The sequence below is a fragment of the Streptomyces sp. NPDC086023 genome, assembly GCF_044540325.1.
GTDB lineage: Bacteria > Actinomycetota > Actinomycetes > Streptomycetales > Streptomycetaceae > Streptomyces.
Genome location: NZ_JBITRX010000007.1, coordinates 274,860 through 295,293 on the forward strand (window position 1 = coordinate 274,860; position 20,434 = coordinate 295,293).

Annotated in this window: 20 protein-coding genes; 3 read left to right on the forward strand and 17 right to left on the reverse strand. The window is 72.7% G+C overall.

What is annotated here, in order from left to right; all coding sequences use genetic code 11:
* Positions 1 to 41: 41 nt before the first annotated feature.
* The 13 genes from ddaH to ACIF6F_RS16935 form a co-directional block, all read right to left on the reverse strand.
* On the reverse strand, positions 42 to 854 hold the full coding sequence (gene ddaH, locus ACIF6F_RS16875; RefSeq protein ID WP_399947130.1) for a dimethylargininase: 813 nt from the start codon (positions 852 to 854) through the stop codon (positions 42 to 44).
* A 3-nt stretch (positions 855 to 857) separates the two neighbouring features.
* Complete coding sequence (locus ACIF6F_RS16880) at positions 858 to 2,051, reverse strand: argininosuccinate synthase (RefSeq protein WP_399947132.1); 1,194 nt, start codon at positions 2,049 to 2,051, stop codon at positions 858 to 860.
* A 22-nt stretch (positions 2,052 to 2,073) separates the two neighbouring features.
* Positions 2,074 to 2,667, reverse strand: coding sequence for a formyltransferase family protein (locus tag ACIF6F_RS16885; RefSeq protein WP_399947133.1), 594 nt, complete (start codon positions 2,665 to 2,667; stop codon positions 2,074 to 2,076).
* Between the two features lie 60 nt (positions 2,668 to 2,727).
* Positions 2,728 to 3,630 (reverse strand): drug/metabolite exporter YedA, encoded by a 903-nt coding sequence (gene yedA, locus ACIF6F_RS16890; protein ID WP_399947135.1) that lies wholly within the window; start codon positions 3,628 to 3,630, stop codon positions 2,728 to 2,730.
* 127 nt (positions 3,631 to 3,757) lie between these two features.
* The gene (locus tag ACIF6F_RS16895) at positions 3,758 to 4,498 is read right to left on the reverse strand and encodes a 2OG-Fe dioxygenase family protein (RefSeq protein ID WP_399947137.1); all 741 of its coding nucleotides are present in this window, start codon (positions 4,496 to 4,498) and stop codon (positions 3,758 to 3,760) included.
* A 197-nt stretch (positions 4,499 to 4,695) separates the two neighbouring features.
* Positions 4,696 to 5,100: a RidA family protein gene (locus tag ACIF6F_RS16900; RefSeq protein WP_399947139.1), complete on the reverse strand. Its 405-nt coding sequence runs from the start codon at positions 5,098 to 5,100 to the stop codon at positions 4,696 to 4,698.
* Positions 5,101 to 5,232: 132 nt separating this feature from the next.
* Positions 5,233 to 6,105 carry an alpha/beta hydrolase gene (locus ACIF6F_RS16905; RefSeq protein ID WP_399947141.1) on the reverse strand — a complete coding sequence of 291 codons (873 nt, stop codon included), beginning with the start codon at positions 6,103 to 6,105 and terminating at the stop codon, positions 5,233 to 5,235.
* Between the two features lie 207 nt (positions 6,106 to 6,312).
* Positions 6,313 to 7,566: a kynureninase gene (kynU, locus tag ACIF6F_RS16910; RefSeq protein WP_399947143.1), complete on the reverse strand. Its 1,254-nt coding sequence runs from the start codon at positions 7,564 to 7,566 to the stop codon at positions 6,313 to 6,315.
* Positions 7,559 to 8,404 carry a tryptophan 2,3-dioxygenase gene (locus ACIF6F_RS16915; RefSeq protein WP_399947145.1) on the reverse strand — a complete coding sequence of 282 codons (846 nt, stop codon included), beginning with the start codon at positions 8,402 to 8,404 and terminating at the stop codon, positions 7,559 to 7,561. The genes kynU and ACIF6F_RS16915 overlap by 8 nt, the downstream gene beginning before the upstream one ends.
* Before the next feature lie 178 nt (positions 8,405 to 8,582).
* Positions 8,583 to 9,161, reverse strand: a complete 579-nt coding sequence (locus ACIF6F_RS16920) for a hypothetical protein (RefSeq protein WP_399947146.1) — start codon at positions 9,159 to 9,161, stop codon at positions 8,583 to 8,585.
* Positions 9,158 to 10,396, reverse strand: coding sequence for a hypothetical protein (locus tag ACIF6F_RS16925; protein ID WP_399947148.1), 1,239 nt, complete (start codon positions 10,394 to 10,396; stop codon positions 9,158 to 9,160). The genes ACIF6F_RS16920 and ACIF6F_RS16925 overlap by 4 nt, the downstream gene beginning before the upstream one ends.
* Positions 10,393 to 11,142 carry an ATP-binding cassette domain-containing protein gene (locus ACIF6F_RS16930; protein WP_399947150.1) on the reverse strand — a complete coding sequence of 250 codons (750 nt, stop codon included), beginning with the start codon at positions 11,140 to 11,142 and terminating at the stop codon, positions 10,393 to 10,395. Before ACIF6F_RS16930 ends, ACIF6F_RS16925 begins: the two co-directional genes overlap by 4 nt.
* A gap of 71 nt (positions 11,143 to 11,213) precedes the next feature.
* Positions 11,214 to 11,636, reverse strand: a complete 423-nt coding sequence (locus ACIF6F_RS16935) for a hypothetical protein (RefSeq protein ID WP_399947152.1) — start codon at positions 11,634 to 11,636, stop codon at positions 11,214 to 11,216.
* A 292-nt stretch (positions 11,637 to 11,928) separates the two neighbouring features.
* Here ACIF6F_RS16935 and ACIF6F_RS16940 point away from each other — a divergent pair, with 292 nt between their 5' ends.
* Positions 11,929 to 12,351 (forward strand): DUF3151 domain-containing protein, encoded by a 423-nt coding sequence (locus ACIF6F_RS16940; RefSeq protein WP_399947154.1) that lies wholly within the window; start codon positions 11,929 to 11,931, stop codon positions 12,349 to 12,351.
* Here the strand turns inward: ACIF6F_RS16940 and ACIF6F_RS16945 are convergent.
* Both ACIF6F_RS16945 and ACIF6F_RS16950 read right to left on the reverse strand, forming a co-directional pair.
* On the reverse strand, positions 12,348 to 13,193 hold the full coding sequence (locus tag ACIF6F_RS16945; protein ID WP_399947155.1) for an indole-3-glycerol-phosphate synthase: 846 nt from the start codon (positions 13,191 to 13,193) through the stop codon (positions 12,348 to 12,350). The two genes, ACIF6F_RS16940 and ACIF6F_RS16945, sit on opposite strands and share 4 nt — an antisense overlap.
* 114 nt (positions 13,194 to 13,307) lie before the next feature.
* Positions 13,308 to 14,276 carry an arylamine N-acetyltransferase gene (locus ACIF6F_RS16950; RefSeq protein WP_399947157.1) on the reverse strand — a complete coding sequence of 323 codons (969 nt, stop codon included), beginning with the start codon at positions 14,274 to 14,276 and terminating at the stop codon, positions 13,308 to 13,310.
* Positions 14,277 to 14,496: 220 nt separating this feature from the next.
* Between ACIF6F_RS16950 and ACIF6F_RS16955 the strand changes: the two genes are divergently transcribed.
* Positions 14,497 to 15,858 carry an IS701 family transposase gene (locus ACIF6F_RS16955; RefSeq protein ID WP_399947159.1) on the forward strand — a complete coding sequence of 454 codons (1,362 nt, stop codon included), beginning with the start codon at positions 14,497 to 14,499 and terminating at the stop codon, positions 15,856 to 15,858.
* Positions 15,859 to 16,240: 382 nt separating this feature from the next.
* Here ACIF6F_RS16955 and ACIF6F_RS16960 read toward each other — a convergent pair whose 3' ends face one another.
* The gene (locus ACIF6F_RS16960) at positions 16,241 to 18,160 is read right to left on the reverse strand and encodes a helix-turn-helix domain-containing protein (protein ID WP_399947161.1); all 1,920 of its coding nucleotides are present in this window, start codon (positions 18,158 to 18,160) and stop codon (positions 16,241 to 16,243) included.
* A 262-nt stretch (positions 18,161 to 18,422) separates the two neighbouring features.
* Between ACIF6F_RS16960 and ACIF6F_RS16965 the strand changes: the two genes are divergently transcribed.
* The gene (locus ACIF6F_RS16965) at positions 18,423 to 19,205 is read left to right on the forward strand and encodes a 50S ribosomal protein L11 methyltransferase (RefSeq protein ID WP_399947163.1); all 783 of its coding nucleotides are present in this window, start codon (positions 18,423 to 18,425) and stop codon (positions 19,203 to 19,205) included.
* Here ACIF6F_RS16965 and ACIF6F_RS16970 read toward each other — a convergent pair.
* The gene (locus ACIF6F_RS16970; protein WP_399947165.1) at positions 19,117 to 20,421 is read right to left on the reverse strand and encodes a transaldolase family protein; all 1,305 of its coding nucleotides are present in this window, start codon (positions 20,419 to 20,421) and stop codon (positions 19,117 to 19,119) included. The genes ACIF6F_RS16965 and ACIF6F_RS16970 overlap by 89 nt on opposite strands.
* Between the last annotated feature and the right edge of the window lie 13 nt (positions 20,422 to 20,434).

Below are 20,434 nucleotides of genomic sequence, written 5' to 3' on the forward strand. Positions count from 1 at the left end.
AGCGCGGTGGGGGGCTCCTCGCGTTCCCGGGTGCCGCGGACTCAGCTGTCCCGCAGCTCCAGCGTGCAGCACTTGACGCTGCCGCCCGCCTTGAGCAGTTCGGACAGGTCCACCCCGACGGGGTTGAACCCGCGGGCGGCCAGCTCGCCGGCCAGCCGCTCCGCGGCCTTCGGCAGCACCACGTTGAGCCCGTCGGAGAAGGCGTTCAGCCCGAAGACCTCCGCGTCCCCGTCGGTGGCGAGCAGCGCGTCCGGGTAGAGCCGCTCCAGCACCTCGCGGCTCTCCGGCGAGAAGGCCGCGGGGTAGTACATGACCTCGGTCTCGCTGAGCACCGCGAGCGCGGTGTCCAGGTGGTAGAAGCGCGGGTTCACCAGGTGCAGCGGGGTGACCGGGACGCCGAGGAACGCCTCGGCCTCGGCGTGCGAGCGCGGGTCGGTACGGAAGCCCGTACCGGCCAGCAGCCGGTCGCCCACCAGCAGGTAGTCGCCCTCGCCCTCGTTCACGTACTCGGGGTCGAGGAGGTCGGCCCAGCCCTGCTCGCGGAACCAGGAGAGGTACGCGGGGCCCTCGGCGGCGCGCTCGGGGTACCGGAAGCGCGCGCCGAGCACCTTGCCGCCGACGACGGTGGCGCCGTTCGCGGCGAACACCATGTCGGGCAGGCCCTCCACGGGGTCGATCTCCTCGACCTTGTGTCCCAGTTCCTTGTACAGCTCGCGCAGCTGGACCCACTGGCGCACCGCGAGGGGGTTGTCCGCGCCGTCCTCCGGCTCCATCCACGGGTTGATGGAGTAGCGGACGTCGAAGTGGTGCGGTCGGCACATCAGCAGATGGCGGACGGTTGCCTGGCGGGTCATGCCTTACTGGTCCTTTCGCTGCATTGCGGATATCCGGCCGGGCAGGGACCAGATGTAGGAGAAGCCCGTACCGGCGCCGTGGTCGAACTCGGCCTCGGACTCGTACGAGGCGATGCTCAGCCGGTACAGCGAATGGCCGGAGTGGCGGGTCTGAACGGTGACGGAACCCTTGTAGAGGCGGACGGACACCTCGCCCGAGACCCGCTCCTGCACGTGGTCGAAGAAGGCGTCCAGGCTCTGCCGCAGCCCGCCGAACCACTTCGCCTCGTATACCAGTTCGGCGTACTTGCGCGAGACGAGCTCCTTGTAGTGGAACAGGTCCGACTCCAGGACCAGGTTCTCCAGCTCGCGGTGGGCCTCGTAGAGGACGGCCGCGGCCGGCGCCTCGTACACGCCGCGGACCTTGAAGCCGACCAGCCGGTTCTCCATGATGTCGATCCGGCCGACGCCGTGCGCCCCGCCCAGTTCGTTGAGCCGGGAGACCAGCTCCACGGGGCCGAGCCGGACGCCGTCGAGCGCGACCGGTACGCCGCGCTCGAAGCCGATCGTGACGGTGGCCGGCTCCTCGGGGGCCGCCTCCGCCGCCGCGGTGATCTTGTAGACCTCCTCGGGCGGCGCGGCCGAGATGTCGTCGAGCGGACCGCACTCGACGCTCGTGCCCCAGATGTTGGTGTCCCGGCTGTAGGGGCTGGTCTTGAAGGCCGGGATGGACAGGCCGTGCTCCTCGGCGAACGCGATCTGCCGGCCTCGGGTGGTCAGGTCCCACTCCATCACCGGGGAGATGATCCGCAGGTCCGGGTTGAGCGCCGAGATGCCCGCGTAGAAGCGGACCTGGTCGTTGCCCTTGCCGGTGGCGCCGTGTGCCACGGCGTCGGCGCCCTCCGCCTCGGCGATCTCCACCAGCCGCCGCGCGATGAGCGGGCGGCTGAGGGAGGCGGCCATGTAGTACTTGCCCTCGAAGACGGCGTCCGCCTTCAGGGCCCGGAAGGCGTACTCCTCCAGGAACTGCTGCCGGAGGTCGTCGACGTACACCCCGGACGCGCCGTTGCGCTTCGCGCGGTCGGCGACGTCCGAGAGGTCCTCGAACTGGCCGATGTCCGCGCAGAACGCGATCACCTCGGCGTCGTAGTGCTGCCGCAGCCAGCCCAGGGCGAGGGAGGTGTCGAGTCCGCCCGAATACGCCAGAACGATCTTCATTGGCACCCTCTCTGCGACCGGATCAGGAACCGACGGCGGAGAGCTCGTGCGCGAAGGGCGCACCCTCTCCGGCGCGGAAGCGGGTGAGCATGGCCCGGGTGTAGAGCCGGGGGCCCCACACCTCCGGCGAGAGGGGCAGGTCGGCGCCGTCGTGGAGGAGGCCGACGATCTCGTAGAAGAGGGTGAGGCAGTACGCGGCGGTGCGCTCGCTGAGCCCCTCCGCGGTCTCCTCGGCCGCGTTGATCGGGAAGCGGACCACCTTGATGATCGGGCCGGCGTCGATCTTCGCGTTGATGTGGTGGGCGGTGGCGCCGAACTCGGTGCCGCCGTCGTTGATCACCCAGTCGTAGCCGCCGATGCCGCGGTACGTCGGGATCGCGGGGTGGAAGTTGATCGCGGACTTCCTGGCACTGGCCAGGTTGTCCGGGGTGAGGATCAGGTCCGCCTTGAAGCAGAAGATCCGGTCGCCCTGCCAGGAGTCGACGAAGGCCGGGCGTTTACCGCCGTGGTCCCACAGCACGGTGTCGGTATGGGGGAAGAGGGAGGTGAGGTACGCGGAGGCGAGTTCGCTCCAGCGCGAGTTGTCGCCGATGAATAAGACGGAGTCGTTCGACATGATGGAGCCTCTTCTTCTCTGTTGTCGTTTTCGTCGTACGAACACGAGCGCCGTCCGCTGCTACTCCGACTGCACGGAACGGCCCTTGAAGATGAAGGCCACGCCGCAGAGCACCGCGACGACGGCGGCGGCGGTGACGGGAGTGATGTCCTCCGACAGCAGCCAGTACCCGAGGAAGACCGCGATCACGGGCGTGACCAGCGTGTAGCTGGTGGCGATCGCCGTGCGGACCGTCTTGAGCAGGTACATGTACGCGGTGTAGGCGAGCAGGGAGCCGCCCACGATGAGGTAGAGCCACGACCAGACCGCGCCGGAGTCGGGCATCTCGGTGATGCGCTCGCCGCCGATCAGGCCGACGAGGGTGACCAGGGTGCCGCCGGCCAGCATCTCGGCGGCGTAGGCCATCGGGCCCTCGGGGATGTCGACGTGCTGGCTCATCACCGAGCCCAGGGACCAGCAGAGGGCGGCGATGCTGATGATGACCGCGCCCTTGGTGGCACCGGAGATGCCGCCTTCGAGGTTGATCAGGATCACGCCGAGGAAGCCGCAGGAGATGCCGACGATCTCGAAGCGGTTGGGCCACTTCTTGGTGTAGAGGCCCGCCATGAGGGCGGTCCAGATCGGCACGGTGGCGATGCCGACCGCGGCCAGGCCGCTGGTGATGGACTTCTGCGCCACGGCGATGCTGGCGACGCAGCCGCCCTGCATCAGGGCACCGATGACGGCACAGTTCACCCACTGCTTGAGGGTGGGCAGCGAGTGCTTCCGCAGGTACAGGAAGGGCAGCAGCAGGAGCCCGGCGAGCAGGAAGCGGGTGCCCGTCATGACGTAGGGCGGCATGGTGGCGAGCGTGTAGTCGATCGCCAGGTAGGTGGAGCCCCACACGATGTACGTGATGATCACCGCGACGATCGCGAGCGGTGCCAGCCCGGTCTTGGTCTGGGGGGTGTCAATGGCCGTCACGAATGACTCGCCTTCTCACAGGGGGACGGGGAACACGCGGGAAACACGGAGAACGCGTCCGCGGGGACGCGTACGGCGAGCGCGGGCACGAATGCGGGCGCGGGTGTGTGGGGGGCCGGGGGTCCGGCTACTGCTCCTCGAAGCCCGGCGAACAGGTGTAGCCGAGGATGAGGATGTCCCGTACGGCGGGAGCGGAGGGGTCCACGACGGTGATCGGGCTGACGGAGTGCAGGACCTTGCGGTCCGCCCAGAACATCGTGTCCATCGGGCCCTGCAGCTGGAACTGCGCGGTCAGCCGCTCGTCGTTGTCGTAGACGCTGGAGATGCCGCCGTCGGCGTTCGTGCGGGACATCAGGTGGATCGCACCGAAGTCGATCTCGTCGCGGTGCACGCCCTCGGGGGTCGGTTCGCCGATCTCCTCCGGCCGGGCGATGATCCTGAACTGGTGGCAGGCCACGAGCCAGGGGTGGTCGAGGCGTTCGTCCTCGACGGGAAAGTGGTCGAAGTCGAACTCGACCAGCTCGCGCATCAGCGGGTTCTTGACGGCCGCCTCGGTGACGGGCTCGACCACGCGGTGGATGCCGCCGGCGTAGCGGTTGGCCGTCTCCGACTGGAAGTACGGCTGGTGGGCGAGGAGGCGGAAGCTCTTCGCGCGCGGGCTGTAGAGGAAGCGGCCGTAGCGGCGCTCCCGGAACCGCGCGTTGTCCTTCAGGTAGTTGTCGGGGCCGAGGCGGTCCCATTCCGCGGCGAGCTCCGCCTCGTAGGCGGTGCTCGTCAGTGCCGCGCGCATCTCGGCCCCGCGGACTAAGGAGTAGCCCTGTCCTGCGAGGTCGTCGGATATCTGCTTCGTGCTGCTTGCAACTGCCATGTGCCGTGCACGCCCTTTCGGGTGCCTTGTGAGCCTTGTAAGGAGACGCACCCGGGAACGACTGTGACGGAGGTGATCGGGGTCACTCAAGGCAAGCCATTGAAATGTGACCCCAATCACACTCAAGCAGTTCTGGATAAGAACTGGCCTGTTTTTTAGCACAGTTGGAGCATTTTTGGTCAGCCGGACGGGCCGGTTCAGGCGGCGGCGATGACCTCGATCTCGACCATCCAGGACTCCGAGAGCGTCTGCGCCACGATCGCCGTCGTGGGGACCGGGCGCCCGCCGAGCGCCGCCGTCCGGGCCTTGGCGTTCGCGCCCGCATACGATGCGTCGCGCAGGTAGCTGGTCAGCCGCACGATGTTGTCGACGCCCATACCGGCCGATCCGAGGATGGTCCGCAGGTTCGACCAGATCAGGTCCAGCTGCTCCTCCAGCGTCGCGCCCGCCGCGCCGCTCTCGTCCAGCCCCATCGTTCCCGCGACGAACAACAGCCGCTGCGGGTTCACGACCTCCATGGCGTGGACGTAGTCGCCGCTCGCCGGGTACACGCCGCGGTCGGGGTTGTGGGTACGGGTCTCCGCAAGGGTGATCTCGCTCATGTGACGGATCCTGGCAGGAGGTACGAACCAATCAGGACAGCAGCGCCCGCGCTTACCCCGATCAAGTGACGGACATGTCCGACTTCGTAACCCGTCCTTCACCCTGGCTCGTTAACGTCCCCGTTACGCGCTTTACCAAGCGAGTTGGGCGATCTCCTCGGACACCACCGCGCAGGCGTCCGCGGCCGGGTCGATCAGCGGGAAGTGCCCTACCCCGTCGAGCACCGTCAGGCCCACCGTTTCGCCGGCCTTCGCGGCGGCCGCCACGTACGACTCGGTCACCCGGCACGGCACGACGATGTCCTCCCGGCCGTGGACCACCGTCGTGGCGATGCCCGTCGGCAGCAGCGCGGCCGGGTCGGCGTACCGCAGCCGCTCCTCGAACCTCGCCTTCCCGCCCAGGAGTTGCGCACACGCCCCACCACAGACCGCGAGCTCCTCGGAGAGCCGGAAGTCCGCGATCGGCGCCAGCGCCACCACCCCGCGCAGCGGCGGCGGCTCCGCCAGCCGCCACGGCGAGTCCGCCGGCAGCACGTGGCGTGCCGCCGCCCACAGCGCCAGCTGCCCGCCGGCCGAATGCCCGGTCACCACCGTCCGCCGTACGTCGGCCCCCGGCAGCGCCGCCGCGGCCAGCCCCGGCAGGGCGTCCATCGCCGCCGCCACGTCGTCGAAGGTCTCCGGCCAGCGGCCCGCCACCGGACCGGCGCCGCCCTGACGGGGTACGGAACTCCCGCGCCGGTACTCCACGTTGGCCACCGCGAAACCCTGCCTGGCCAGGAAGTCGGCCAGCGGCGTGATGTGCTCGCGGTCGTACGGGGCGCGCCACGCGCCACCGTGCAGCACCACCACCAGCGGCACCCGGTCCCCGCCGTCCCGCGGCGCGTAGAAGTCGACCACCTGGTCGGGGTGCGGACCGTAGGCGGCCGTCGCGTCGGGGGCCACGGGCGGGTGCGAGAAGGCCGACGCCTCCTCGGCGGCGTCCCGTTCCACTGCGGGGTCCGTCACGGCTCAGCCTCTCTGGGACAGGGGACCCGTCGGTCCGGGCAGCGGGACCGTATCAGCATCCACCGGAGCGTCTTCTTCCGGCCGGGGCGCGGGGCCCGGCGCGGGCGGGACCGGGGTCCCGCCCGCGCAGCGGGGCAGTGTCGTTTCGCCCCGGGCACCGCCCCCGGCGGTGATGATCACCCGGAAACGTGACCCGGGGCGGGGCGGTCAGGCCGCGAGGATCCCGGCCAGCGTCCGCGCCGCGCGCTCCGCGTCGGCGAAGCCCACGTACAGCGGCGTGAAGCCGAACCGCAGCACGTCCGGGTGGCGGAAGTCGCCGATCACGCCGCGCGCGATCAGCTCCTTCATCACCGCGGCCGCGTCGTCCGTGCGCAGCGCCACCTGGCTGCCCCGCTCGGCGTGGGCGGCCGGGGTGACCGACTCGACGCGGCCCGCCGGCACGTACGCCTCGACGCACTCCAGGAAGAAGTCCGTCAGGGCCAGCGACTTGGCGCGCACCGCCTCGACGTCCACCCCGTCCCACACGCCGAGGGCCGCCTCCAGCGCCAGCATCGACAGGATGTCCGGGGTCCCGACGCGGCCGCGCAGCGCGCCGTCCGCGGGCACGTACCCGGGGCTCATCGCGAAGGGCTCGGCGTGCGAGTTCCAGCCCGGCAGCGGGGAGTCGAAGGCCGCCTGGTGCCGCTCGGCGATGTAGAGGTACGCGGGCGAACCCGGGCCGCCGTTGAGGTACTTGTACGTACAGCCCACCGCGAGGTCCACGCCGTGCGCGTCCAGCCCCACGGGCAGCGCGCCCGCCGAGTGGCACAGGTCCCAGACGGCCAGCGCCCCGGCCGCCCGGACCGCCGCGGTCAGACCCGGCAGGTCGTGGAGGCGCCCCGAGCGGTAGTCCACGTGGTTCACCAGCACCACGGCGGTACGCGGACCCAGCGCGGCCGGCAGCTCCGCCGGCTCCACCGGGACCACGGTCAGCCCGGTCATCCGGGCCGCCGAGGCGGCGATGTAGCCGTCGGTCGGGAAGGTGGTGGCGTCGACGAGCAGCTCCGTACGGGGTTCACCGCCGGACTCGGCGCCGGACTCGGCGCCGCCGCGCGCCGCGACCAGCCGGGCCGCGCCCACCAGAGCCTTGAAGAGGTTCACGCTCGTGGAGTCGCCCACCACGATCCGGCCGGGAGCCGCGCCCACCAGCGGGGCGATCAGGTCGCCGATCCGCTCGGGGGCGGTCCACCAGCCGCTCTCGTCCCAGGAGCGGATCAGCAGCTCGCCCCACTCGCGCGAGACCACGTCCGCGACGCGGCCGGGCACGGCGGCGGGCAGCGCGCCGAGGGAGTTGCCGTCGAGGTAGACCACGCCCTCGGGGAGGGCGAAGCGCTCGCGGAGCTTGAAGAGTTCGTCCGCGGCGTCGAGCTCGGCGGCGCGTATGGACAGGTCGGTGTGCGGGGTCGCGGTCGGCTCAGACATGGCTGCGCGCCGTCCACAGCTCGGGGAAGACGTTCTTGGCGGCGCGCTTCTCCAGCCAGGCCACGCCCGCGGAGCCGCCGGTGCCGACCTTCGCGCCCATCGCGCGGCGGGTGGCGACCAGGTGGTCGTTGCGCCAGCGCCAGACCAGCTCGCCGACGTCCGTCAGCGCCTCGCCGAGCCGGACCAGCTCGCCGTGCTGGTCGTCGGCCGAGTAGATGCCGGCCCAGACCGCCTCCACCTCGGGCGAGGGCTCGTACTTCTGGGACAGGTCGCGGTCCAGCACCGCCGCCGGCACCCCGAGGCCGCGGCGCGCGAGCAGCCGCAGCACCTCGTCGTACAGGCTCGGCTCGTGCAGCGCCTTCTCCAGCTCGGCGTGCACGCGCGGCGCGCCGCGGTGCGGGACGAGCATGGAGGCGGACTTCTCGCCGAGCAGGAACTCCATGCGGCGGTACATCGCGGACTGGAAGCCGGATCCCTCGCCGAGGGCGCTGCGGTAGGCGTTGAACTGCGCGGGGGTGAGGTTGATCAGGGGCCGCCAGGAGGCGTTCAGGGCCTCCAGCTCGCGGCAGGAGCGGGCCAGGGCGTCCATGGCGACGCCGAGGTCGTCCTCGCGGAGGGCCCGCGCGGCGGTCTCCCACTCGTGGACGATGACCGTGAACCACAGCTCCATGACCTGGGTGGTGACCAGGAAGACCATCTCTCCCGGGTCGTCCGAGAGGGGGTGCTGGAGGTGGGTGAGCACGTCCGCCTGGACGTAGTCCTCGTAGGGGGTGGTGCCGGCGAAGTCGAGGTTCGGGGTGTCCGAACCGGCTCCGGAGGCATCAAGGGCGTGCGACATCGCTGTCTCCTCGACACGAACTTCCGGGTAGCGGTCCGCTCCTTCCTGGTGGCTGTGGAGCCCCGGTCCCCTGCGGGCATCATAAGCCGCATCCCCCGGCCCGTCCCGGGGTGATATGGGCCACTTTCCGGCCGCGCTCAAGCCCAACCGGAAAGCAGCCCTCCGCCCCGGGGACGGCTCAGCCGCCGGGCACGCCGTGCCGGGGCCTGCCGGTCGCAAGGAGTGCCCCGGACAGCAGGAGCAGGGCGGCGAGCCAGGTCGCGACGCTCCCCGCCGGGTGGAGTGGCAGGGCCCACCACCTCGCGCTCGCGTACCCCGTACCGTCGTGTACACGGCCGATTACCGCGGTGGTGAGCAGCAACGCCAGGCAGGCACCGCCGGCCGCGGCCTCGTTCGCGTAGTGCCGTACGACCAGGGCCAGCGCGAGCAGCATCATCAGGTTCCGGGGCACGTCCATGCCGACGGCGAGGCCGGCCAGGTGCACGAGTACGAGCGTGGCCAGGAGGGCGCCGTGGTCCAGCCGCCGGACCGGTACCACCGCGGTGCCCTCCGCCGCACCGACCCGCCGCTCCAGGCAGTACAGGACCGTGACGACCACGATCAGCGGGGCGAAGTACGCAACTCTGGTCCCGGCCATGCCGCCCAGCAGAGTGGGCACCGGCACCTCCGTACCGCCCGCCGCCCAGCAGAGCGCGCACAGCAGGCCTACCGCCAAGGGCACCGCCCACCAGCGCCGGACGACCCGGAAATAGATCACCGGGCCACGCTCCGTACGCAGTGCTTCTGCGCCCGTACCGTTTCGGTGAACCAGCGGGCCTGCTCGGGGGCGGGCCGCGACCGCACCTCGCTGACCACGGCCCAGTCCCCGGGCGCCATCCGATCGCGTGCTTCCCGGGGGTCGAGTCCCGCCACGACCGAAGCCCACGCGTCGGCCACCGAGGACTGCCGGCAGTCGCGGACGCCGGCGTCGGCGGCCACACCCGTGACGGCCGAGCGGGCCACGCTGATCGCAATCTGGTCGGCCGGCATGTCAGAGGACCACAGGAGCGGCCAGCTCCCTCGCACGGGCGGCAGAGCGGCCGACGCCAGGCGTACCACCTCGGGACCCGGCAGCCCGGCACTCCGCAGAGCGCCGAGCGCGGGGAGTGCGGCCTCACGGGCCTTCTCCGCATGGACCCGCCCGTACGCCTCGGGCACGCACACGGCCGGTGCGCGGCCCGCGCAGACGGTCGGCATGGCCCGGGGCTCTGTCCGCGGGCTGAAGCCCCAGTCGAGGACGAGCGAACGGCCGGCCACAAGGGTGCTGGCGGCCACCAGCGCGGCGGCGAGAATGGCGGGCACCGGCCTGCGGCGCACCCCCGTGAGCAGACCGACGGCTCCGGCCAGACCGCCCACGACCAGCCAGGGCACGAGGTAGGCGAGCGGATCGACGAGATCGGTGAGGGAGGAGTTCTCCATCACGAAACCGCCGAGGTGCCGCAGGAACGGCGTGCCCATGGCGTGTGTCATCGCCATCCAGGCCCAGGAGGCGACGGCGGCCAACGGGGCCGCCGCCGCGCGGGGCAGCAGCATCCCCAGCGACCACCCCACCGCGCTCCAGCCGAACGGGAGCACCACGAGGTGCGCCACGGCGAGCAGCCCACGGCCCGAGGGCCAGACCTCGGCCGACGACCGCGCGATGACGAGCGCTCCGGCGACGAGCACCAGGTGCAGAGCCAGTACGGGCACGGTCGCCCAGACCCACAGCCGCAGCGGGCGCCGGGCCGCGACGGAGCGGAGATCCGCGATCCGGCGGTGGCGGCCCGCCTCCCAGGAGGCTGCCGCCGCAACGGCCGGCACGATCGCCACGACCGCCCAGGCGGCAAGCTCTCCCGCGAGGACGCCGTCCCGGACCGACTCCCGACTGCTGCCGGCGGTGAGGACCATGTAGACGAACGCCGGCAGCACCAGCCAAGGAGCCGCGGAAGTACGCAGGTTGGCCAGAGTCGTCACAGTTCCACCGACCCGAGCAGTTCGGCGTACGCGCTCTCGAGGTGACGTCCCGGCGCCGAGTCCGGCCGGGCGTACGCCGCGAACAGAGCCACACCGCCCTGGAAACGGGCCGCCCCGCCCTCCAGGACGACAACCTGGTCGTACGACTGGTCCAGGTCCGCGATGTCGTGAGTGGAGACGATCACGCTGACCGAGCCGCGGAGTTCGAGGAGCAGGTCGTGGAACCGGCGTCGCTGGCTGGGGTCGAGGCCCACCGTGGGCTCGTCCAGCAGGAGCAGTTCGGCGTCGTGGACCAGCGCCTGGGCGATGGCCAGCCGCTGCTGCTGCCCGCCGGACAGGGTGCCCACCTTGTGGCCGGCCTTCTCGGACAGCCCGACGCGCTCGACGGCAACGGCCGCCGCGCGCCATGCGTCACGCTCACGCATGCCCTTGAGCCAGCCCACGTACGCGACGTGCTCGCGCGCGGTCATCCCCGGCAAGAAGGAGGGGCGTTGGGGCAGCCACGACACCCTGCGCCGGTAGGCGCCGAGGTCCCGGCGGCGGCCCACCTCCAGGCCGCCGTACCGGACCCGTCCGGCCTGCGGGGTGGTGGCGCTCGCCCCGAGCGCGAGCAGGGTGCTCTTGCCCGCACCGTTGGGTCCGAGCAGCACGGTGTGCCCGGGCGCGAACCGCAGGTCCAGGCCGTCGATCACGGGGCGCGCCCTGCGCCCGTAGCGGAAGGTGCAGGACTCGTAGTACAGGGGCATAGGGCGCAACTCTCATCGCCGGAACGGACCCGGACCGCACTGCATTGCAGTACGGTCCGGAGTGGGCTGGTTTACCAGGAAACGACGACCTTGTCGACGGACGTACGAGTTCCGATGAGCCCGACATCGAGCACGAAGTAGTAGTCACCGGCTCCGTGATCGCTCCAGTTACCAGTGGATGTGGCGCTGCTGCTGGTGAAGCAGTAGGTGAAATTCGCCGTTGAGTAGTAAGGGTCGGGCTGGAAGTCCAGCGCCTTCGCGAGCGTCACGCTGACATCACCATCACCACGACAGCCGGTGAACTTGATGGTGGTTCCTCCATCAAGGGACCCCTGGTACCAGCGGCGCGACTCGAAGAGCGGGCCTGCCGCGTAGATGTAGGAATCCCAGCTGCCAGACGCCTGAGCCGGCGAAGCGATCAGCCCGACCATCGCTGCGGCACCCAGCAGCGCCGAACCAGGACGACGCACAGCGCCCGAATTGAGAAAACTCACGTATGTTTCCTTCGATCTGCGAATCACCTACAGAACACAGAGGAAAGACACAATCCCTCGACAATGGCGCACACGAGAAGAATGAAGACCCCCTGCCTCACACCAACGATCCGGGACTGTAGGTGAACGATCAAAGAAGTGCAATGAAATAATCGGCGCAATGCATTGCCAATCCGACATTTCTCCAGCACTGGCCAATTCCGGCTCTGGTCATGGCGTGAATCAATCCCCGGATCAAGCGGCCCCGCGCCGTGCGACGGGCCGTCAGGAGGCGGGGTGGCAGACTGCTGGCATGACGACGCACAAGAACCTGCTCGGCGGGCCCGAGCCGACGCTGCTGCCGGAGAACGTAGAGGCGTACCGCCTGCTGGGTGAGGAGTCCAAAGCCCCCGCCGAGGTGGCCGCGGCGTACCCGACGTTCTCGCTCGCCTGGGCGATGCTCGCCGACGACGCCTTCGAGGCCGGACGCGTGGTCGAGTCGTACGCGTACGCCCGCACCGGCTACCACCGCGGGCTGGACGCCCTGCGCCGCGCCGGGTGGAAGGGGCACGGGCCCGTCCCGTGGGAGCACCGGCCCAACCGTGGTTTCCTCCGCTGCCTCGCCGCCCTGGCCCGCGCCGCCGGCGAGATCAAGGAGCAGGACGAGTACGAGCGCTGCTGGCAGTTCCTGAAGGACAGCAGCGAAGAGGCGTACGCGGAGCTGAAGCGCTCCTAGCTCTCGCCGGCTGCGGCGCCGGACACCTCCGCCAGCGACGTCACCAGGGCCGCCGGGGAGGGGGAGGTGCCCAGGGCTGCGCCCACGAGGAGGGTGTCGGCGCCGGCTTCCCTCAGGGTGGTCGCGTCGGCCGGGGTGGTGATGCCCGACTGGGCGATGCGGATGACGTGGGGCGGGACCGGCGCGGAGAGCTTCGCGAAGGCGTCCGGGTCCAGGGCCAGGGTGTGCGGGTCGCGGGCGTCGATCGCGATGATCCGGGCGTCCGCGGCCAGGGCGCGGGTCACCTGTTCCTCCGTGTGCACCTCGACGACCGGGGTGAGGCCGATGTCCTCGGCCAGGTGGAGGAAGCGTTCGAGCTTCCGGCCCGGCAGGGCGGCCGCCATCAGCGGCAGCAGGTCGGCCCGGCGCGCCCGGGCCTCCCAGACCTGGTATTCCGTCACCACGAAGTCCCGCAGCATGACGGGTACGTCCACCGTGGCCCGTACGGCGTCGAAGTCCCGCTGCGCGCCGCGGTGCCGGCGCTGCTCGGTCACCACGCTCACCGCCGCCGCGCCGCCCGCCACGTACGCGGCGGCCAGCGCGCCCGGGTCGGGTACGTCGGCCAGCGGGCCCCGGGCCGGGTCGGCCCGCTTGACCTCGCCGATCACCCGTACCCCGTCCGGCCCGCGCAGGACGGCGCCGGCGTCGACCGGCCGGCAGGCCGTCGAGACCCGCTCGCGCAGATCGCTGAAGGGCACCGCCAGCTGGCGGACCACGACGTCGGCCCGTACCCCCTCCATCAGTGTGGCGAGGGGGGAGTGGGAGCGCATGCTGCCGGTACGAGGGGTTCCGCTTCGATTCACAGGCCGATGGTCCGGGCCGGGGCGAGCGGGGCACAATCGGCGCCCGCCCGGTGTGTCAGATCCCGGCCGGCGGGTCGGGTCCCGGCTCTGGTGTCAGACCGTCAGGGACCCGGGTCAGGTGCGCGGGAGGGCCGCCGGGGGTGCCGGCAGGCGGTCCCGGTACGGCGCCTCGCCCGGCAGGGCGATGGCGGCCCGGCTGACGATCTGCGCCCGGTCCGGGTACGACAGTTCCAGCCCGAACACCTCCTCCAGCAGGTCCGGCACCTCGGCCGGCGCGAAGCGCCGCTCGGTCGCCGTACCGTCCGGCGTCACGGTGGTCAGGACGGTGCTGTCGAGGAAGAGGTGCCGGTCGGGGGCCATCCGCTGGGCTACCAGCCGTACGGCGAACGGCGAGCGGCGGTGCGTCGACATGAAGTGGCTGGCGACCAGCCAGTCCGACGGGTGCCGCTCGTCCGTCGTGAAGGCGTGCAGGTCGAACCATCCCTCGGGGCCGCGCGCCCGGAGCGCGTACACCCCCCGGCCCAGCCCGGTCGCCTCGCGGCGCAGCCGGAAGCCCCAGCCGTCCATGCTCGTGGCGCCGTCGGCCAGCTCCAGCGGCTCCAGCGGGCTGCGGCCGAAGCCGGGGTCGCAGATCCAGGCCCGCCCGGTGTCGGCGGTCTCGGCGGTCTCGACCCGCAGCAGCGCGTGGGTGGCGGGCCGGACGCCGGCGGCGCCGGTGCGCACGCGCGAGCAGAGCCCGGTGACGCCGAAGCCGATGCGCTCCAGGGCGGCGGCGAAGAGCAGGGCGTGCTCGTAGCAGTAGCCGCCCCGGCGGCGGTGGACCAGCTTGTCCTGGAGGTCGGCCAGGTCGAGGGAGAGGGTCCGGCCGAGCGCGATGTCCACGGTCTCGAACGGGACGGAGGTGACGTGCGCCCGCGACAGGGCCCGCAGCACGGCGAGCGTGGGGGCGAGGTCGCCGTCGTACCCGATCCGGCGGAGGTACGCGTCGAGGTCGAGGCGCCGGCCGTCCCAGGAGGCGGCGGGCGCGGTGAACGGGGCGGGCGGGGAGAGCGGGGCGGGCGGGGAGAGCGGGGCGGCGGTCATGGCGCCCCATCGTGCACGTCCGGCCACCATCCGCCTCACGCCCCGTGGCGAGAACGTCACCTCCCGCCCCCGGTCCGTCACCTCGCGGCCCCTTTCCGCGACGGGGGTGGTGGGCACCCCACCACCCGGCGCCCGAGCCAGGTGCCCGGCGCACCTCCCCGCGGGACCGCCCCCGGAACGACGGTGGGAAGGCAACCGACTCAGCCAGAGGGGGCATGGCGTGAACACCGTTGTCAGGAAGGAACTGTCCGTCGTGGGGGCGCAGGCGGGGCGAGGCCCGGCCCGGCTCCACCGGGACCACGTCGCCGAGGTGACCGAGGACCTGTGCTCCACGGTCTTCACCTCGCTGCGGCGCCGGGACCAGCGTGAGAAGGGGCGGCAGTACGTACGGGGGCTGCTGGCCACGCGCGGCCGCAAGTCGATCCGCAACATCGCGGCCCAGATCGGCGGCCCGGCCGCCGAGCAGAGCCTGCACCACTTCATCTCCAGCTCGACCTGGGACTGGCAGCCGATCCGTACGGCGCTCTCCCGCTACCTGGAGTCCTCCACGCCGCTGACCGCGTGGGTGGCCCAGCCGATGGCCATCCCGAAGGGCGGGGACCACTCGGTGGGGGTGGGGCACCGCTTCGACCCGCACCAGGGGCAGATGTTCCGGGGCCAGCAGGCCTTCGGGATCTGGTTCACCTCGGCCGACGTGATCACGCCGGTCGGGTGGCGGCTCTTCCTGCCGGAGCAGGGGGAGGAGGGCGAGGCGGCGGCGTACGAGGCGCAGGCCGCCGGTGGTGGTGGTGACGGGGCGTCGGTGCCCGGCTCGGGTCCGGTGCCCGGCGAGTCGTACGAGGAGTGCGCGACGACCGGTGTGCTGGACACGGTCCGGCAGTGCGGGATGCCGCCGCGGCCGGTGATCATGGATATCCGGGACATCGGCACGCGGTCGACGATGAACCGTTTCGCGGAGGCGCGGCTGCCGGTGATCGCCCGGATCAGCCCGTCCACCCGGCTGCTGGTGACGGATCCGGCGCTGCCGGGTCACGGGGCGGGGACGCTGGCCGCGCGGGACATCCTCCAGTCCGTGAAGGGGTTGCGGGCGCCGGTGGAGTGGCCCGACCCGGTGCACCCGGGGATGCGGCGGAACTCGCTGGTGGCCGCGGTGCGGGTGATGATGCCTGACCCGTCCCCGGCACGGCGGCGGCACCTGCTGCTGCTGGGCGAGTGGACGGACCCGCGCCGGCTGCCGTCGCAGCTGTGGGTCACGGACCTGGTGCGGATGCCTGCGGCGCCGTTGCTGCGGCTGACGAAGCAGGCGCGGCGGGTGGCGGTGGCCTCGACGCAGAGCGTGCAGGAGGTCGGGCTGCGGGATTTCGCCGGGCGGTCGCTTCCGGGGTGGCACCGGCACGTGACGATGGCCTCCGTGGCGCATGCGGCGCGGTGCCTTTCCGCTGGGGCGGGCTCGGCCGGTGCCGGTTCGGCCGGGGCCGGCTGGGGTGCTGCCGGTTCGGCCGGCGCCGGCTGGGGTGGTGCCGGTTCGGCCGGTGCCGGGCGGCTGGCGGTGCCGGCGTACGCGCGGGCGGCCCTGGCCTAGGCCCGGTACCGGTCCCGTGCCGGGTGCCGGTCCCGTGCCGGGTGCGGGTGCGTTGCCGGGTGCGGGTGCGTTGCCGGGTGCGGGTGCGTTGCCCTGCGGGGCATGTCCCCTACCCGCCCTTTCTCCGTTTCCCGGGGCTCCGCCCCCGGACCCCTTCGGGGGCTCCGCCCCGAGTTTCGGGATGGGGGTCCCCCCGGACGAAGTCTGGGGGGAGGGCGGGGTGGGGGAACGGCTCCGCGCAGCGGCAACGGCCCGCAGCACGCACGGCGCCGCACCCGGCACGGGACCGGCACCCGGTAACGGCGCCGGCACCCGGCACGGGACCGGCACCCGGCAACGGACCGCCCCCGGCAACGGACCGCACCCGGCACGGGGGACCGGGCTACGGGACGCGGCGGCGGAGGGACGTGCGGGCCTTGCGGAGGCGGAGGGCCATCTGGATCTCCAGGGCCGCCGCCGGCTTCTGCCAGTCCGGGCCCAGCAGTTCCGCGATCCGCTCCAGGCGCCGCGACACCGTGTTCGGGTGCACGTGCAGCGAATCGGCCGCGTGCGTCGGGCTGCCGCCCGAGTCGAAGTACGCGTCCAGCGTCCGCGTCAGCTCCGTGAAGCGGCCCGCGTCGTACTCCAGGACCGGCCCGATCGTCCGGCCGATGAAGGCGTCCACGTCGTGGTCGGCCGACAACAGCAGTCCGAGGAAGCCGAGTTCGCGCAGCGATGCCGTGCCACCCACGCCGTCCAGCGCCGTCAGCGCGTCCAGGCAGCGGACGGCCTCCTCGTACACGCCCGCCATCGAGGACGCGCCCTCCGCCGGCCCGGCCGCCCCCGTCGAGACGGGGTGGCCCAGCAGCGGCGACAGTTCCGCGGAGACCTGGTGGCCGGCGGCCGAGGCGTCGGTGCCCGGCAGCATCAGCACGATGCAGCCGCGGCGCACGCTCTTCAGGCCGGACATCCGGTACGCGTACGAGGACGCCCACGCCACCGCCTTGCCCAGCTCCCCGCCCTCCGGCCGGGCCACCACGATCACGTGCGGGGTGTCGAGGTCGATCCCCAGCCGCCGGGTGCGCTCGCGCAGGTGCAGGTCGGAGCCCTGCGGGCGGTCCAGCAGGTCCTGGAGCAGCTCGTCGTGCACGGGGCCCTCGGCGGCCGCCGTGCCGCGCTGGATCAGCATCAGGGAGGCCACCGACTGGCCCGCGAGCTGGAGCAGCCGTACGTCCTCGTCGGTGAGCGGCGCCGACGGGCTGAGCACCAGCACGCCGAGGTCCTCCGCACCCGCCAGGACCGGCGCCACCCACGCGCCCCCGTCGGCCGCGACCGGCCGCCGGTCGGTCTGGGCCTGGAGCACCGCCCGAGTGATCGTTTCCTCGGCCAGGCAGCCCGGCGGGAAGACACCGGTCACGGTGAGCTGCCGGCCGCCGGGGTCCCGTACCTCCAGTACGCCGTCCAGCGCGTCCGCGATGGCCCGGGCCAGGGTGCCCAGGCCGGCGCCGTCGAGCACCAGGCCGGCCATCCGCGCGTGGCACTCCCACAGGTAACGGACCCTGGTCAGCGCGGTGTTGGTGCGCGAGCCGAAGCGTTCCAGCTCGGTCACCTCGTCGCGGGTCTGCTCCAGCAGCCGCGCCTTCTCGATGGCCACCGCGGCCAGGTCGGCCAGCGAGAGCAGCACCCCGATCTCGTCCGGCGTGAAGTGCCGGACCTTCCGCTCGGCGCCGTACAGCGCGCCCAGCGTGGTGTCCCCGTGGCGCAGCGGCACCGCGATGATCGCGTGCAGGCCCTCGGCCCGCACCACCTCGTCGATGCCGGGGGCGTGCGGGATGGTGTCGTCGGCCAGGTAGTCGGCGCTCCAGACCGGCGCCTTGCGGGCCTGCGCGAGGCTGCCGAGCCCCTGCCCGTCGCCCAGTTCGAGGCCGACGTTGAGGGCGGTGGTCTCGCCCTCGGAGGTACGGACGTACGCCGACCCGTCCGGCCGGTTGAAGCTCACGTACGCCATGTCGAAGTCGAGCAGTCTGCGCGCGCGCCGCGTGATGACCCGCAGCAGCCCGTCGATGTCGTACGGGGACGTCAGGTCGTGCGCGGTGTCGACGAGCGCCGCCAGCGCGGCCTCCCGCTGTCTGCGCCGGCCGGCGCTGTCCCGTACGGACCGGGCCAGCTCGACGGCCCGGGACAGTTCCTCCAGCTCCTCCGGGGCCGCGCCGGACCGGCGGGCCTCGTGCAGCAGGTCCTCGAACCGGCTCCCCGGCGCCTCCTGGGCCAGGAGTTCCAGCACGGCGAGCGCACCGCCCCCCGCGGATTCGTCGTCGGCCATGGCGATTCCCCTCCCTCCCCGTCAGCGGAATCAAGCCACGGTGATTGAACCTAGGTTCCTGTGATCCACGGGTCAAGCGGGCTCCTGACCAGCGGGTCGAGCGGTGGCCGGACCACCACCGGGGGGCGGATATGTGTCACCGGGTCACCTTCCCGCGCGCCTCCCGGGGCGGGGAGTGTGGCGGTCACAGGCACCGGGGGGGGGTGCTCCCCCCTGCCTGTCCACAGCTGTCCGCACAAGGCTCCGTAACCGGGGGAACGCCATGTCACACATCAGCGACTACCGCCGCTCGCTGGAGCGCAGCAGGCTGTCGCGCGCGAGCGGGGACCGGCCCGGCACATTCGCCCTGCGGGGGCGGGAATGGGACCTGCTGCCCGACGTGTTCGCGCCATCCCACTCCCGGTCCACGGACGTGGCGATGAAGCTGCTCGGCTTCGACGACGACCTGGAGGTGCCGCGTGCGGGCTCCTTCCTGGAGATCGGCAGCGGTACGGGCGTGATCGCCGTGTCCGCGGCGCTGGCCGGCTGCGAGCGGGTCGTCGGCTCGGACATCAGCCCCCAGGCGGTGCGGAACACCGCGCTGAACGCGGAGCGGCACGGCGTCTCGGACCGGCTGCGCGCGGTGCAGGGCGACCTCTTCGAGGGCCTGACGCCGGGCGAGCGCTTCTCCACCGTCTACTGGCACTCGAACTTCGTGCTGGCCCCGGCGGACTACACGTACCGGCACGTGCACGAGCGGGCCTACGTGGACCCGGGCTACGCGGCGCACCTGCGCTACCTGCGCGAGGCCCCGCTGTGGACGGAGCCGGGCGGCTCGGCGCTGCTGCACTTCAGCGACCGCGGCGACGTGCCGGGGCTGTGGAACATGGCGGACTCCTGCGGGCGGGAGCTGCGCGTGCTGCGCAGCCGCCGGATCAGGGAGGGGGCGGAGACGGTGGAGCACATGCTGTTCGAGATCACCGTGGCGGAGGCGGTGGTGCCGATGCCGCTGCCGAAGCCGGTGCCGCGCCGCACGGTCCCGCTGCGGGGGCGGGGACACCTCTGAGGGACGCCGCGGGTCGTCCGGGGCCCGATGCGGTTCCCGGCGACACGGGGTCCTGCGCGGCGCCGTCCCGTACGGGGTCCTGCGCGGCGCCGTCCCGTACGGAGTTCTGCGCGGCGCCGTCCCGTACGGGGTCCTGCGCGGCCCCGGCCGTTGCGGGACCCCCCGCGCCCCCCGGAGGTACGGGCTCCCCCGCGGCCAGCTCCCGGGTCACCAGCCGCACCGCGCGCGACCAGAGGGCGAGGGCGGCCCGGGTGTGCGCGGCCGCGAGGGCGGCTGCGGTGGCCGGGGCGGTGCCGCCGCGCGACGGCAGGCGGCCGATCCTGGGGCCCGTACCGCTGAGGGTGTCGCCGCGCAGCCGCGTGCTGCGGGCGACCCGCGCCAGCGCCGGCAGGGAGAGGGCCATGCCGGTCCCCCAGCCGACCAGCCGCTCGACGGCGCCGCCGTCCCCGAGACCGGTCCACATCAGGCGCTGCGGGCGGGCCCCGGCCCGTACGAGGTCGTGCCAGCGGGGTGCGCCGAGGGCGGCCTCGTAACACTCGTACAGCAGCCGGGCGAGGCCGACGGCGGTGGCGCCGAGGTCCTGGACGCGGACCGAGGCGAAGGACGCGATGGCGCGCAGGTCGAGGCCGCGGGCCCGGGCGCGTTCGAGGCCGGAGAACCAGGCCTGGACGAGCGCGGTGTAGCCGTCGGGGCCGAAGACGGGGCCGGTGTGCACGCCGAGGCCGGCGCCGAGGCAGCGTTCGGAGGCCGCGAGCCCCTCCTCCGTGGCCGGCAGGACGACGACGACATTGGGGCGGTCCACCGCGAGCACCGTGCGGTGGGCCGCCTCGACGGTGCCGTCGACACCGCCGTGCCACGGCGCGAGCGGGACGGCGACGAGGCCCTGCGCTCCGTCGGTGGCGCGGTACAGGGGCAGCAGCGCGTCGCAGGCGCGCCGGGCGTCGTGGACGAGCAGTTCCTCCAGCGCGGTCCGGGCGGGGATGCCCCGTGCGGCGAGTTCGGCGAGCTGGGCCGCGTACGCGCCGGTCTCGCGGAGGCCCTGGACGAGCGCGCCCAGGTCGCAGAGCAGCCCCTGGACACCGGTGCGCCCGGCCAGCCTCCGGAGCTGGCCGCCGTCCAGCCCGGCCCGGCCGATGCCCTCCAGCCAGGGGGTGACCCCCTCGTCGGTGAGCTGCCGCAGCACGTCCGGGGTTTCGGACAGGTCGGCGCAGGTCATGGGGCCGCTCCCC

Bases quoted from the DNA above. Each gene is read 5' to 3' on its own strand.
- ddaH (WP_399947130.1), bottom strand. From the start codon at position 854: ATGACCCGCCAGGCAACCGTCCGCCATCTGCTGATGTGCCGACCGCAC.
- ACIF6F_RS16880 (WP_399947132.1), bottom strand. From the start codon at position 2,051: ATGAAGATCGTTCTGGCGTATTCGGGCGGACTCGACACCTCCCTCGCC.
- ACIF6F_RS16885 (WP_399947133.1), bottom strand. From the start codon at position 2,667: ATGTCGAACGACTCCGTCTTATTCATCGGCGACAACTCGCGCTGGAGC.
- ACIF6F_RS16895 (WP_399947137.1), bottom strand. From the start codon at position 4,498: ATGGCAGTTGCAAGCAGCACGAAGCAGATATCCGACGACCTCGCAGGA.
- ACIF6F_RS16900 (WP_399947139.1), bottom strand. From the start codon at position 5,100: ATGAGCGAGATCACCCTTGCGGAGACCCGTACCCACAACCCCGACCGC.
- kynU (WP_399947143.1), bottom strand. From the start codon at position 7,566: ATGTCTGAGCCGACCGCGACCCCGCACACCGACCTGTCCATACGCGCC.
- ACIF6F_RS16915 (WP_399947145.1), bottom strand. From the start codon at position 8,404: ATGTCGCACGCCCTTGATGCCTCCGGAGCCGGTTCGGACACCCCGAAC.
- ACIF6F_RS16930 (WP_399947150.1), bottom strand. From the start codon at position 11,142: ATGCCCCTGTACTACGAGTCCTGCACCTTCCGCTACGGGCGCAGGGCG.
- ACIF6F_RS16940 (WP_399947154.1), top strand. From the start codon at position 11,929: ATGACGACGCACAAGAACCTGCTCGGCGGGCCCGAGCCGACGCTGCTG.
- ACIF6F_RS16950 (WP_399947157.1), bottom strand. From the start codon at position 14,276: ATGACCGCCGCCCCGCTCTCCCCGCCCGCCCCGCTCTCCCCGCCCGCC.
- ACIF6F_RS16960 (WP_399947161.1), bottom strand. From the start codon at position 18,160: ATGGCCGACGACGAATCCGCGGGGGGCGGTGCGCTCGCCGTGCTGGAA.
- ACIF6F_RS16965 (WP_399947163.1), top strand. From the start codon at position 18,423: ATGTCACACATCAGCGACTACCGCCGCTCGCTGGAGCGCAGCAGGCTG.
- ACIF6F_RS16970 (WP_399947165.1), bottom strand. From the start codon at position 20,421: ATGACCTGCGCCGACCTGTCCGAAACCCCGGACGTGCTGCGGCAGCTC.